Source organism: Amycolatopsis roodepoortensis, assembly GCF_014873915.1.
Taxonomy (GTDB): Bacteria; Actinomycetota; Actinomycetes; order Mycobacteriales; family Pseudonocardiaceae; genus Amycolatopsis; species Amycolatopsis roodepoortensis.
Window position 1 is genome coordinate 1 of the sequence record NZ_JADBEJ010000004.1, and the last position, 12,869, is coordinate 12,869.

Here is a 12,869-nt window from a genome sequence, read left to right on the forward strand (position 1 = left end):
AGGTGACGAGCTCTTCTTCGGACGTACGGAGGCGCTGCGAGATCACCTTCGTGATGCCGTCGCCCTGCATCGAAACGCCGTACAGCGCGTCGGCGATCTCCATCGTCGGCTTCTGGTGGGTGATGATGATCAGCTGCGAAGAGTCCCGCAGCTGCTCCAGCAACCCGATCAGCCGCCGCATGTTGGTGTCGTCGAGCGCGGCCTCGACCTCGTCCATGACGTAGAAGGGCGAAGGCCGGGCGCGGAAGATCGCCACCAGCATGCCGACGGCGACGAGCGACTTCTCGCCACCGGAGAGCAGCGAGAGCCGCTTGACCTTCTTGCCCGGCGGCCGTGCTTCGACGTCGACGCCGGTGGAGAGCAGGTCGTTGGGCTGGGTGAGCACCATGCGCCCCTCGCCACCCGGGAACAGCACGCTGAACACCGTCTCGAACTCGCGCGCGACGTCCTCGTACGCCGACGCGAAGACCTCGAGGATCTTTTCGTCGACCTGCTTGATGACGGCTTCGAGGTCCTTGCGGGTGTCCTTGAGGTCTTCGAGCTGGGTCGAGAGGAACTTGTAGCGCTCCTCCAGCGCCGCGAACTCCTCCAGCGCCAGCGGGTTGACCTTGCCCAGCAGGCTCAGGTCCTTCTCCGCGCGCTTCGCCCGGCGGGCCTGGGTGTCGCGGTCGAACGGCATCGGCGGCGGCGGGGTGACGTCCTCGCCGCGCTCCTTGGCGGCCTCGTACTCGGCCATCTCCCCCGCGCTCGGCGGCACGGGAACGTCCGGGCCGTACTCGGCGACGAGGTCCTCGAGACCGATACCGAAGTCTTCGGCGATCTTGGTTTCGAGCTGTTCCAGCCGCAGCCGCTGCTCGGCGCGCAGCACCTCGTCACGGTGGACGGCGTCGGTGAGCTTCTCCAGTTCACCGGTCAGCTCGCGGACCTTGCTGCGGACCTGGGTCAGCGCGGTCTCCCGGGACTGCCGCTGCGCCTGCGCCTCGTCCCGTTCGTGGGCGGCGCGCTGCACGGAGACCTCGATGCGCTCCAGCGCGATCTCGCCGCCGTTGACCACCGCGTTGGCGATCTCGGCGCCGCGTTTCCGCGCGGCCCTGGACTTTTCGGCGCGTTCGCGCGCCTGCCGCTCGGCGTGCGCGGCCCGGCGGAGCGATTCGGCCTTGCCCTGGATGCTCCGCGCGCGCTCCTCGGCGGTGCGCAGCGCGAGCCGGGATTCCATCTCCTCCTGGCGGACCGTGCCGAGGTCTTCGGCGGCCTGGTCGCGCTCGGCGGTGTCTGGATCCTCGTCGACCTCCTGGTCGGCGACGGCGGCCAGCCGCTCTTCGAGTTCGGCGAGCTGCCGCAATGCCTCTTCGCGGCTCTGCTCGACCTTGGCGCGCTGGTTGCTCAGCCGGTCCATTTCGGCCTGCGCGGCACGGGCGGCCTGCTGCATCCGGTTCAGCCGCTCGGACGAGCGCGCCTTGCGGACCTTCGCGTCCCCGAGCGCTTCCTTGGCCCTGCCGACCTCTTCGCGCCTGGCGGCCTGTCCCGCGCGGGCGCCTTCGAGTTCCGCGGCGGTGCGTTCCAGCGCGCGCTCGGCGGCGCTCAGCCGATCGCTCGCCTCGTCGACCGCGGCCTGCACCTCGATGACGCTCTCACTGCGGGCCGACCCGCCGACCGCCCAGCGCGCGCCGAAGACGTCGCCTTCGGGCGTGACCGTGCTGACTTCGGGATACACCTCGACGAGACGGCGCGCGGACTCCAGACCGTCCACAATGGCCACCCGGTCCAGCGCGTGCTCGACGGCGGACCGCAACGCGGGCGGCGCGTTGACCACTTCACGCGCCCAGCGCGCACCCTCGGGCAGCGACGGCCAGGAGCTGGTGTCCACAGTGGATTCCAAGCCGCCGAGCAGAATGCCCGCGCGCCCGGAGTCGTTGTCCTTCAAGAACTTCAGCGCGGCGAGCGCGTCTTCGCCGCCGTTGACCGCGACCGCGTCGGCGACCGGCCCGAGCGCCGCGGCCAGCGCGACCTCGTGTCCGGCTTCGACGGTGAGCAGCGCGGCGACCGAACCGAGCAGGCCCGGAAGTTCGTGTTGTGCGCCGAGCAGCGCCCCGGCGCCGTCCTTGCGCCGCAGCCCCATCGACAGCGCCTCGACGCGCGCCTTCTCCGACGCGATCTCGCGTTCGGCGGCCCGCTCGGCCTTGACCAGCTCCTCGACGCGGGCCTTGGCGGCGTTGTTGGCCTCCACCGCGCGGTCGTGATGGGCCTGCAGCTCGAAGTCGTCGGATTCCTCGACGCCACCAGCCGCTTTGGCCTCTTCGAGTTCCTCGACGGCGATCTCGGCCCGCTCGGCCGCCTCTTCGAGCGACACGGTGAGCCGGTCGATCTCGTCGGAGGTGGCGCCGTTCTTGCTGCGCAGGGCCTCGACCTGGCCGGAGAGCTTCGCGAGCCCTTCCCGGCGGTCGGCGATCGCGCGGACGGCGGCCATATGCGCGCGCTCGGCGGCCTGGACGAGGTGTTCGAGCTGCTCGCGCCGCTGGACGGTCTCCGAAAGCACCATCCGTGCCTCGGCGACCGCCTCGTTGAGCTCCTGCTCCCGTTCGGCGACCTGCTCGGCCTCGGCGAGCAGCTCGTCGGGGTCGCGGCCGGTGCTCGCCTGCTGGACGTCGGACGACAGGTGCCGCTGACGCTCCAGCGCGAGCCGCACGGTGCCGCGCAACCGCTCGGTCAACGCGGAAAGCTTGTACCAGGTCTCCTGTGCGGCGGCCAGCTTCGGCGCGTCCTCGGCGAGCGACGCTTCGAGCTCGGCCTCCTCGGCGGCGACGATCTCCAGCGCCTGCTCGACCTCGGCGCGCCGCTGACGGGCGACCCGCTCGTCGGCCTCTTCCTTGGCGATGCCTTCGCGCTGGGTGACCAGGTCGTGGGCGAACAGCCGGAGCCGCGCGTCGCGCAGTTCGGACTGCACCCACTGCGCCTTGCGGGCGATCTCGGCCTGTTTGCCCAGCGGTTTGAGCTGGCGGCGGAGCTCGGTGGTGAGGTCGCCGAGACGGTCGAGGTTGCCCTGCATGTTCGCGAGCTTGCGCAGGGTCTGTTCCTTGCGCTTGCGGTGCTTGAGGACGCCCGCGGCCTCTTCGATGAAGGCGCGGCGCTCCTCGGGCTTCGATTCGAGGATCGCCGAAAGCTGCCCCTGCCCGACGATGACGTGCATCTCGCGGCCGATACCGGAGTCCGACAGCAGTTCCTGCACGTCCATCAGGCGGCAGCGGTCGCCGTTGATCTCGTATTCGCTCGCGCCGTCACGGAACATCCGGCGGGTGATCGAGACTTCGGAGTACTCGATGGGCAGCGCGCCGTCGGCGTTGTCGATGGTCAGGGTGACCTCGGCGCGCCCGAGCGGGGCGCGGCCGGCGGTCCCGGCGAAGATGACGTCCTCCATCTTGCCGCCGCGCAGGTCCTTCGCACCCTGGGTGCCCATGACCCAGCGGAGCGCGTCGAGGACGTTCGACTTGCCGGACCCGTTCGGTCCGACCACGCAGGTGATGCCCGGCTCGAAACGCAACGTCGTCGCCGAGGCGAAGGACTTGAAGCCCTTGAGCGTCAGGCTCTTCAGGTGCACGTCGTGCTGACCCCTCTGGCTGCGGGAACCGGTCTTTCAATCGACCCAGGCTACCTGTGTGCTCACGGTGATCGTGGGACGCCGGGCTTCAGCGCTCCACGAACCCGCGAAGCCCGCCTTTCGCGGGCGACCACCGCTCGACGACGTGATCCACACTTCCGGGTGATTCCCCAGAGCGCAGGGCGGCCAAAAGCCGCTCACAGTGTTCACGAACACCCTCCGCTATCACCTCGACACGTCCGTCGGCCAGATTGGCCGCGCTGCCGGCCAACCCCAGCTCAAGCGCCCTGCTACGGGTCCACCAGCGGAAACCGACACCCTGCACCCGGCCGTGCACCCACGCGGTCAGCCTGATGTGCGTTACTTCTTCACTCACGACCCCTATCGTGCACCATGCGGATGAACGCGGAGGGTGAACACGACGTCCGCTGTAGTTCGCAGACGGTGAAGCGGCGGTGATAATCTCCGCGCCGGGTCCCCACTTGGGCTACCTCGCCCGGGTAGCCGAACTCCCCGAAGTCCCCCATCCGAGGAGCCAGCACATGCCCCGTCCCGACGGGTCTGATTCGAGCGCACGCGTGTCCGTGGCACCGCCGCGCGGCGCGACCGGCAAGCTCAACCGCGCGGGCTACGCCGTCCTCGGCGTCAGCGGCCTCGTGGTGGCGACGGCCTTCGCCGCGATCGCCGAACTCGCGGGCCCCGGCGTCTCCGCCACCGCGGGCGGCACCGGCGTCCCCGGCGGCGGGCAGGGCATCGCCCCCGCCGGCGTCCAGCTGGTCCCGGGCAACGCCGTCCCCGGCGGCCCGATGACCGTCAGCGGTTCGCCCACGCCGGGCGCGCCCTCCAGCTCGACGGCGCCGCCGACCACGGTGACCTCGGTCGGGCCGGACGGCAAGGAGACGACGAGCGTCGTCACCCCGCCCCCGCCGAACCCGGGCCCCGGTCCTGGGCCGGGCACCACGGTCTTGCCGCCTACGACGCCGACCAAGCCCACCACCACGAAGACGACTCCTACAACCACTCCGACCACGTCGACGCCCCCCTCGTCGGACCCGTCGGATCCCCCGTCCAGCCCGCCGGGTGGCGGCTCCAGCTCCAGTGGCGCTCCCAGCGAGTCGACTCCGGGCAAGTCCAGCACTTCGGGCACGGACACGTCCACGAGCAGCGCCCAGTAAGACTTGGGGTCTGTGAAGGCCTCCTTGCCTACCTTGAGGGTAGGGAAGGAGGCCTTTACTACTTCCCGGCCTTCACTACTTTCGGGCCCGCACCGAAAGCCGCCGCAGTTAGCCGACTAAGTGCGGCACGGTGCTGGGCGGCAGGAGGTTGCGAAAGCCACTTTCGCAACGTTGAAGGTTGCGAAAGTGGCTTTCGCAACGCGTCAGCCCGACGCACGCGGGGGGCTCAAACCTCGAAGCGATAGCCCATCCCCGGCTCCGTCAGCAGGTGCCGCGGCCGCGAGGGTTCCGGTTCCAGCTTCCGCCGCAGCTGCGCCAGATACACCCGCAGGTAGTGCGACTCCGTCTCGTACGTCGGGCCCCACACCTCGTGCAGCAGCTGCTTCTGCGCCACCAGACGCCCCCGGTTGCGCACCAGCAGTTCCAGCACGCCCCATTCGGTCTTGGTGAGGTGCACTTCCTTGCCGTCCCGGCGCACCTTCTTCGCCGCGAGGTCGATCCGGAACGATCCCGTGTCCACCACCGCGTCCGCACCGTCCACACCGGACGACGCCGATCGGCGCACCGCGGCCCGCAGCCGCGCCAGCAGTTCGTCCATGCCGAAGGGTTTGGTGACGTAGTCGTCGGCGCCGGCGTCGAGGGCCTGGACCTTGTCGGCCGAGTCGCCGCGCGCGGACAGCACGATGATCGGCACGGTCGTCCAGCCGCGCAGCCCGGCGATCACCTCGGTGCCGTCGAGGTCGGGCAGGCCGAGGTCGAGCACGACGACGTCGGGTTTGGTCTCGGCGACGGCCTTCAGCGCGGCCGTCCCGTCGTGCGCGGTGATCACCTTGTAGCCGCGGGCGGACAGGTTGATCCGCAGGGCTCGCACGATCTGCGGTTCGTCGTCGACGACCAGCACGGTCGCCGACGCGGTGTCTGCGCTCATCGCACTCGCTCCTCCTCTTCGTTCTCGAGGCCCTCGTCATCGAACGCGAGGAGGCTCTTTTCCGGATCCTGACCAACATATGCGGGCAGCGAGATGACGACGGTGAGCCCGCCACCGGGCGTGTCCTCCGCCCGGATCCGCCCGCCCATCGCCTCGGTGAACCCCTTGGCGACCGACAGCCCCAGTCCCACGCCGGGCACGCTGTCCCGGTCTCCCCCGAGCCGCTGGAACGGCGCGAACGCCGAGTCCGCGGTGCCCTTCTTCAGCCCGCGCCCGTGGTCGATGATGCGCAGTTCGACGTGTTCCGAATGCGTGCTCGCGCGGGCCGAGACCGGCTGGCCGGACGCGCCGTGCCGCAGCGCGTTGTCGATCACGTTCGCCACCACCCGTTCGAGCAGGCCGGGGTCGGCGCACACGGACGGCAGCCGCGAGTCGATCGAGACGAGGACCGAAGCCGAGTTGTCCACATTGGACAGAGCGTGCGAGACGACCTCGTCGTAGCCGACGGGGCGCAGGTGCGGGCGTACCGCGCCGGTCGCCAGCCGGGAGGAGTCGAGCAGGTTGTCGATCAGCCCGGCCAGCCGGTCCGCCGATTCCTCGATGGCTTCGAGCAGTTCGTCGGTGTCCTCTTCGGACAGTGAGATGTCGGTCGCGCGCAGGCTGCCGATGGACGCCTTGATCGACGTCAGCGGCGTCCGGAGGTCGTGGCCGACGGCCGACAGCAGCGCCGTGCGGAGTTCGGTCGCCTCGGCCTTGCGCTCGGCCCGGATGGCCGCCTTCGCCGTTCGCTGCTGCCGCAGGGCCAGCAACGCCTGCCCCGCGACTGCTTCCAGCACTCCCCGGTCCGACGCGGGCAGCGCGCGGCCCCGCAGCGTCAGGTGGACGTCGGCGGTGACCGCGATGTCGACGTCGGCCTGGTCCGGGTCGGCACACGGATCCGTGCCCGCGTTCGCCACCCGTTTCCACTTCCCGTCCCGCTTTTCCAGCAGGGTCACCGAAGTCAGACCGAAGTTCTCGCGGACCTTCTCCAGCAGCCGTTCGATCGGGTTGGCGTGCGTGAGCACCGTCCGCGCGTACGACGCCAGCAACGCCGCCTCGGTCCGCGCCCGCGCGGCCTGCGTGGCGCGCCGGGCCGCCGTGTCGACGACCGCCGCGACGAGGACCGCCACCAGCACCATCGCGATCAGCGTGATCACGTTGCGCGGCTCGTGGACGGTCAGGTTGTACAGCGGCGGGGTGAAGAAGAAGTTGAGCAGCCCCGCCGAAAGCACCGCCGCCAGGAGCGCGGGCCCGAGCCCGCCCGCGAGCGCGACGAGCACCGTCGCCAGCATGTAGGCGACCATGTCGGTCGAGAAGTCGAGCTGATCTCTCAGCAGGACACCGAGCAGCGTCGCCAGCGCCGGCAGCACCAGTGAGAGCACCCAGCCGGTCAGGCGGCGTGACGGCGTCAACGGGCTCCGGTTGAAACGGGCGCGCAGCCGCCCGCCCGCTTCGTCGTGCGTGACCATGTGGACGTCGATCGGGCCGGACCGCTGGACCACGGCCGCGCCGATGCCCTCGTCGAACAGCCTCGCCACGCGTGACCGCCGCGAGGTCCCGACGACCAGCTGGGTCGCGTTCACCCCGCGCGCGAAGTCGAGCAACGCCGTCGGCACGTCGTCGCCGACGACGGTGTGGAAGGTCGCGCCGACCTCTTCGGCCAGTTTCCGGTACTTGCCGACCGCGGTCGGCCCCATCCCGGCGAGCCCGTCGCCGCGCAGGATGTGCAGCACCTGCAGTTCGGCGCCCGCGCGGTTCGCGATCCGGGTCGCGCGGCGGATCAGCGTCTCGCTCTCCGGGCCGCCGGTGATCGACACGACCACCCGTTCGCGGGCTTCCCACGTGTCGGTGATCTTCTGCTCGGCCCGGTATCGCTGCAGCGCGACGTCGACCTGGTCGGCGACCCACAGCAGCGCGAGCTCCCGCAGCGCCGTGAGGTTGCCGGGGCGGAAGTAATTGCCGAGCGCCGCGTCGATCCGCTCGGCCGGGTACACGTTGCCGTGCGCGAGGCGCCGCCGGAGCGCTTCGGGCGTGATGTCGACCAACTCCAGCTGCTCGGCCCGCCGCACGACCTCGTCGGGCACCGTCTCCTGCTGGGTGACGCCGGTGATCCGCTCGACGACGTCGTTGAGGCTCTGCAGATGCTGCACGTTCACCGTGGACAGGACGTCGATCCCGGCGGCGAGCAGTTCGTCGATGTCCTGCCAGCGCTTCTCGTTGCGCGAACCCGGCACGTTGGTGTGCGCGAGTTCGTCGACCACGGCGACCTCGGGGGCGCGCGCGAGCAGCGCGTCGAGGTCCATCTCCTCGAACTCGTGGTCCCGGTGCGCCGACCGGCGGCGCGGCACGGTCTCCAGACCCTCGACGAGCTCCGCGGTCTTCTTCCGCCCGTGCGTCTCGACCAGGCCGATGACCACGTCGGTGCCCCGGTCGAGGCGTCGCCGCGCCTCGCCGAGCATCGCGTAGGTCTTGCCGACGCCCGGGGCCGCGCCGAGGTAGATCCTCAGCTCACCCCGGCGCGGCTTGGTCGTGTTCTCGTCCACGTCTGTCAGTGTGCTCCTCCGGCCGCGTCGCGCACGGCCAAGTTGACCTTCAGCACATTGACGCCCGGCACCCCGATCCCGGCACCGCCGGTGTTCTCCGCGACGAGCTGCCGGACCTTCTCCTCGGGCAGGCCCGTGTTCCTGGCCACACGCGGGATCTGCAGGTCCGCGTAGGCGACGCTGATCGCCGGGTCCATCCCCGATCCCGACGCCGTCACCGCGTCGGCGGGCACCTGCGACTCCTCGACACCCTCGCGGGCGGCGATGAGCTTCTTGCGCTCACCGATCGCGGCGACCAGGTCCTCGTTGTACGGGCCCTTGTTCGACGGGCCGGACGACGACGGGTCGCCGGGGCCGAGGACGTCCTTCGATCCGGCGGACGGGCGGTTGTGGAACCAGGGGTCCTTGGCGGGGTCCGCCGCGACCGGGTCGACGCCGATCCGGGCCGAGCCCACCGCTTGCCCGTTCTGGGTGATGATCGAGCCCTCGGCGTTGCCTTCGAGGCCGGGGATGCGGGAGACCGCCCACACGGCGAGCGGGTAGACCACGCCCAGCAGGACCGTGAAGACGAGCAGGACACGCAGCCCGGCGAGGGTCTGCTTCAACAGTGCGTTCATGGGGTCACCCGATTCCAGGGATGAGACGGACGAGCAGGTCGATCAGCCAGATCCCGAGGAACGGGCTGACGATGCCGCCGAGGCCGTAGACCAGCAGGTTCCGGCGCAGCAGCGCCGAGGCGGACGACGGCTTGTACCGGACGCCGCGCAGGGCGAGCGGGATCAGCCCGATGATGATCAGGGCGTTGAAGATGACCGCCGACAGGATCGCCGACTTCGGCGTCGCCAGCTGCATGATGTTGAGCGCGCCGAGCTGGGCGAAGATGCCGGTGAACATCGCGGGCAGGATGGCGAAGTACTTCGCGAGGTCGTTGGCGACGCTGAAGGTGGTCAGCGCGCCGCGGGTGATCAGCAGCTGTTTGCCGATCTCCACGATCTCGATCAGTTTCGTCGGGTCGGAGTCGAGGTCCACCATGTTCCCCGCCTCCTTGGCGGCGGAGGTCCCGGTGTTCATCGCGACGCCGACGTCGGACTGCGCGAGCGCGGGGGCGTCGTTGGTGCCGTCACCGGTCATCGCGACCAGCCGCCCGCCCTCCTGCTCCTTCTTGATCAGCGCCATCTTGTCTTCGGGCTTGGCTTCGGCGAGATAGTCGTCGACGCCCGCGTCCCGCGCGATGGCCTTGGCCGTCAGCGGGTTGTCCCCGGTGATCATGACGGTCTTGATGCCCATCGAACGGAGCTGCTCGAACCGCTCCTTCATTCCGGGTTTGACCACATCGGACAGCCGGATCACACCGCGCACGAACGCTTTGCCGCCGTCGTACTCCGCGACCACGAGCGGCGTGCCGCCCTGCCCGCTGATCTCGTCGACGACGCGTTCGGTCTCGTCCGGCATGTCGCCGCCGCGTTCGCGGACCCATTCCCGGACGGCCGCGGTTGCGCCCTTGCGGACCTGGCGTTCGTCGATGTCGATGCCGCTCATCCGGGTCTGCGCGGTGAACTCGACGAACTCCGCGAGCTTCTCCTCGCCGGACGCGGTCTCCGCGAGCCCGTGCTCCCTCGCGACGAGTTCGACGATGCTGCGGCCTTCCGGCGTGCCGTCGGCGAGGCTGGACAGCCGGGCCGCCTTGGCGATGTCGCCCATGGTGGACTCGCCGACCGGGATCAGCTCGGTGGCCTTGCGGTTGCCGAAGGTGATCGTGCCGGTCTTGTCCAGCAGCAGCGTCGAGACGTCGCCGGCGGCCTCGACCGCACGGCCGCTGGTCGCGAGGACGTTGCGCTGGACCAGCCTGTCCATCCCCGCGATCCCGATCGCGGACAGCAGCGCCCCGATCGTCGTCGGGATCAGGCAGACCAGCAGGGCGGTCAGCACGATCACGGACTGCTGGCTGCCGGAGTAGCCCGCCATCGGCTGCAGCGCCACGACGGCGAGCAGGAAGATGATCGTGAGCGTCGAGAGCAGGATCGTCAGCGCGATCTCGTTCGGCGTCTTCTGCCGGGAAGCGCCTTCCACCAACGCGATCATTCGGTCCACAAAGGACTCACCGGGTTTGGTGGTGATCTTCACGACGATCCGGTCCGAGAGCACCGTGGTGCCGCCGGTGACCGCGCACCGGTCACCGCCCGATTCACGGATGACCGGGGCGGACTCGCCGGTGATGGCCGATTCGTCGACGGTCGCGATGCCCTCGACGACGTCACCGTCACCCGGGATGACCTGCCCCGCCTCGACGACCACGAGGTCGCCGACGCGCAGATCGGCGCCCGGCACGGTCTCCTCGTCACCGTCTTCGGTGAGACGGCGCGCGACCGTCTCCTTCTTGCTGCGCCGCAGGGTTTCCGCCTGCGCCTTGCCCCGGCCCTCCGCCACGGCCTCGGCGAGGTTCGCGAACAGGACGGTGAACCACAGCCAGATGGTGATGAGGATGGTGAACACACTCGGGTCGGTGATCGCGAAGACCGTGGTCAGCGCCGAGCCGATCCACACCACGAACATGACCGGGTTGGCGAGCTGGTGCTTGGGATTCAGCTTGCGCAGCGCCTCTGGCAAGGAGGTCAGCAGCTGGCGCGGGCTGAAGATCCCCGCCCCGACCCGGCCGGTGTTTTCGACGTGGTGCTGGGTTGTTTCTTCGGGAGTGCGTTCCTGGGTGACGGTCATGCGAGTGCCTCTGCGATGGGCCCGAGCGCGAGCGCCGGGATGAAGGTGAGGGCCGCGACGAGCACGATCGTGCCCGCGAGCATCGTGCCGAAGAGCGGCCCGGTGGTGGGCAGCGTGCCGGCGGTCTCCGGAACCTTCCGCTGGGAGGCGAGGGATCCGGCCAGGCACAGCACGGCGAGGATCGGGACGAACCGGCCGAGCAGCATGGCCACCGACAGCGAGGACTGGAACCAGTCGTTCGTCACGGTGAGCCCGCCGAACGCGCTGCCGTTGTTGTTGCCCGCCGAGGCGTAGGCGTACAGGACTTCGGAGAGGCCGTGCGCACCCGAGTTCGTCATGGCGGCCGGCGTGTCGGCCAGCATCAGCGCGACACCGGAGCCGAGCAGCACCACGGTCGGCATCGCCAGCATGGAAACGGCGGCGCAGGTGACCTCGCGTTTGCCGAGCTTCTTGCCGAGGTACTCCGGCGTCCGGCCGACCATCAGCCCGGCGAGGAACATCGCGATCACGGCCATCACGAGGATGCCGTACAGACCGGTGCCCACCCCGCCCGGCGAGATCTCGCCCAGCAGCATGTTGAGCAGCACGCCCCCGCCGCCGAGCCCGCTGTAGCTGTCGTGCGCGCCGTTGACCGCGCCGGTCGACGTGCCGGTGGTGGCGTTGGCGAACAGCGAGCTCAGGCCGATGCCGAACCGCTGTTCCTTGCCCTCCAGATTCGCCCCGGCGGCCAGCGACGCGGGGCCGCTCGCGTTGGCTTCGGACAGCCACGTGACCGCGAGCATCGCGGTGAACAGCGCGGCCATCACCGAGAGCAGGACGTAGCCCTGCCGCTTGTTGCCGACGAGGTTGCCGAACGTGCGCGTCAGCGACACCGGGATGACGAGGATCAGGAAGATCTCGATCAGGTTGGTCCAGGCGTTCGGGTTCTCGAACGGGTGGGCGGAGTTGGCGTTGAAGATGCCGCCGCCGTTGGTCCCGAGCTCCTTGATGGCTTCCTGGCTCGCGGCGGGCGCGAGCGCGATCTTGCTCGTGCTGCCGTCCGGGTTGAGGACGTCGACGCCGCTCTTGAGGCTCTGCACGACGCCGAGCGCGATCAGCACGATCGCCGCCACGAACGCGATCGGCAGCAGGATCCGGATCGTGCCGCGCGTCAGGTCCACCCAGAAGTTGCCGAGGCGGTCGGTCTTCGAGCGGACGAACCCGCGGACGACCGCGATGGCGACCGAAAGGCCGACGGCGGCGGACAGGAAGTTCTGCACGGTCAGGCCGGCCATCTGCACGAAGTGACCCATGGTCGCTTCGGGGCTGTAGGACTGCCAGTTCGTGTTGGTCACGAAGCTGACGGCGGTGTTGAAGGCGACCGCCGGCGAGACCGGTTCCTTGCCGAGGCTCCACGGCAGGATCGCCTGGAGCCGCTGAAGCAGGTACAGGAAGACGACGGAGACGAACGAGAAGCCGATCACGGCGGACGCGTAGGTCTTCCAGTGCTGTTCCGATCCGGGGTTCACCCGGAAGAGGCGGTACAGGCCGCGTTCGGCCTTCGTGTGTTTCTCGGTCGAGAAAACGCGCGCCATGTAGTCGCCCAGTGGCCGGTGGACCACGGCGAGCGCGACGAGGAGGAGGCCGGCCTGCAGGAGGCCGGCCGCGGTGTCTGACATCAGAATTTCTCCGGCCTGACCAGTGCGATGAACAAATAGACGATCAGCCCCAGCGCCAGCAGTCCGCCGACGACGTTGGCCACGGTCCCCGTGCCGGTCACAGCTTTTCCAGACCGCGAAGGGTCAGGGCGAGAACCACGAATACGCCGATCAGGAGCACGGCGTAGAGCAAGTCGGCCACTAAGCACCTCTCAGGACAGGTCACCCCATCGGTGA

The 12,869-nt window shown here is 69.8% G+C and carries 9 protein-coding genes; 1 reads left to right on the plus strand and 8 read right to left on the minus strand.

The annotated features are described in order from the left end of the window. Nucleotides 1-3,595, minus strand: a 3,595-nt coding sequence (gene smc / locus H4W30_RS10455) for a chromosome segregation protein SMC (RefSeq protein WP_192742666.1), incomplete at its 3' end; no start/stop codon positions are given. 88 nt (nt 3,596-3,683) lie between these two features. Then, entirely contained in the window at nt 3,684-3,971 is a 288-nt protein-coding gene (locus tag H4W30_RS10460) for an acylphosphatase (protein WP_192742667.1), read from the minus strand. A gap of 166 nt (nt 3,972-4,137) precedes the next feature. On the opposite strand from H4W30_RS10460, the gene H4W30_RS10465 reads away from it, so the two are divergent. Beyond that, a complete protein-coding gene (locus H4W30_RS10465) occupies nt 4,138-4,770 on the plus strand; it encodes a hypothetical protein (protein WP_192742668.1) in 633 nt (210 codons plus the stop codon). Nucleotides 4,771-4,996: 226 nt separating this feature from the next. On the opposite strand, the gene H4W30_RS10470 is transcribed toward H4W30_RS10465, so the two are convergent. The 6 genes from H4W30_RS10470 to kdpF are packed head-to-tail and all read right to left on the minus strand — an operon-like array spanning nt 4,997 to nt 12,754. Beyond that, the gene (locus tag H4W30_RS10470) at nt 4,997-5,698 is read right to left on the minus strand and encodes a response regulator (protein WP_126733454.1); all 702 of its coding nucleotides are present in this window, start codon (nt 5,696-5,698) and stop codon (nt 4,997-4,999) included. Next, nucleotides 5,695-8,280 (minus strand): DUF4118 domain-containing protein, encoded by a 2,586-nt coding sequence (locus H4W30_RS10475; RefSeq protein WP_192742669.1) that lies wholly within the window; start codon nt 8,278-8,280, stop codon nt 5,695-5,697. The genes H4W30_RS10470 and H4W30_RS10475 overlap by 4 nt, the downstream gene beginning before the upstream one ends. A gap of 5 nt (nt 8,281-8,285) precedes the next feature. After that, nucleotides 8,286-8,897: a potassium-transporting ATPase subunit C gene (locus tag H4W30_RS10480; protein ID WP_192742670.1), complete on the minus strand. Its 612-nt coding sequence runs from the start codon at nt 8,895-8,897 to the stop codon at nt 8,286-8,288. 4 nt (nt 8,898-8,901) lie between these two features. Continuing rightward, entirely contained in the window at nt 8,902-10,995 is a 2,094-nt protein-coding gene (kdpB, locus tag H4W30_RS10485) for a potassium-transporting ATPase subunit KdpB (RefSeq protein ID WP_192742671.1), read from the minus strand. Further along, nucleotides 10,992-12,653, minus strand: coding sequence for a potassium-transporting ATPase subunit KdpA (kdpA, locus tag H4W30_RS10490; RefSeq protein ID WP_192742672.1), 1,662 nt, complete (start codon nt 12,651-12,653; stop codon nt 10,992-10,994). The genes kdpB and kdpA overlap by 4 nt, the downstream gene beginning before the upstream one ends. After that, nucleotides 12,653-12,754: a K(+)-transporting ATPase subunit F gene (gene kdpF, locus H4W30_RS10495; RefSeq protein WP_020630647.1), complete on the minus strand. Its 102-nt coding sequence runs from the start codon at nt 12,752-12,754 to the stop codon at nt 12,653-12,655. The genes kdpA and kdpF overlap by 1 nt, the downstream gene beginning before the upstream one ends. Between the last annotated feature and the right edge of the window lie 115 nt (nt 12,755-12,869).

Excerpts from the sequence above, each read along its gene's own strand:
- H4W30_RS10465 (WP_192742668.1), top strand. The coding sequence starts at position 4,138 with ATGCCCCGTCCCGACGGGTCTGATTCGAGCGCACGCGTGTCCGTGGCA.
- H4W30_RS10470 (WP_126733454.1), bottom strand. The coding sequence starts at position 5,698 with ATGAGCGCAGACACCGCGTCGGCGACCGTGCTGGTCGTCGACGACGAA.
- H4W30_RS10480 (WP_192742670.1), bottom strand. The coding sequence starts at position 8,897 with ATGAACGCACTGTTGAAGCAGACCCTCGCCGGGCTGCGTGTCCTGCTC.
- kdpB (WP_192742671.1), bottom strand. The coding sequence starts at position 10,995 with ATGACCGTCACCCAGGAACGCACTCCCGAAGAAACAACCCAGCACCAC.
- kdpA (WP_192742672.1), bottom strand. The coding sequence starts at position 12,653 with ATGTCAGACACCGCGGCCGGCCTCCTGCAGGCCGGCCTCCTCCTCGTC.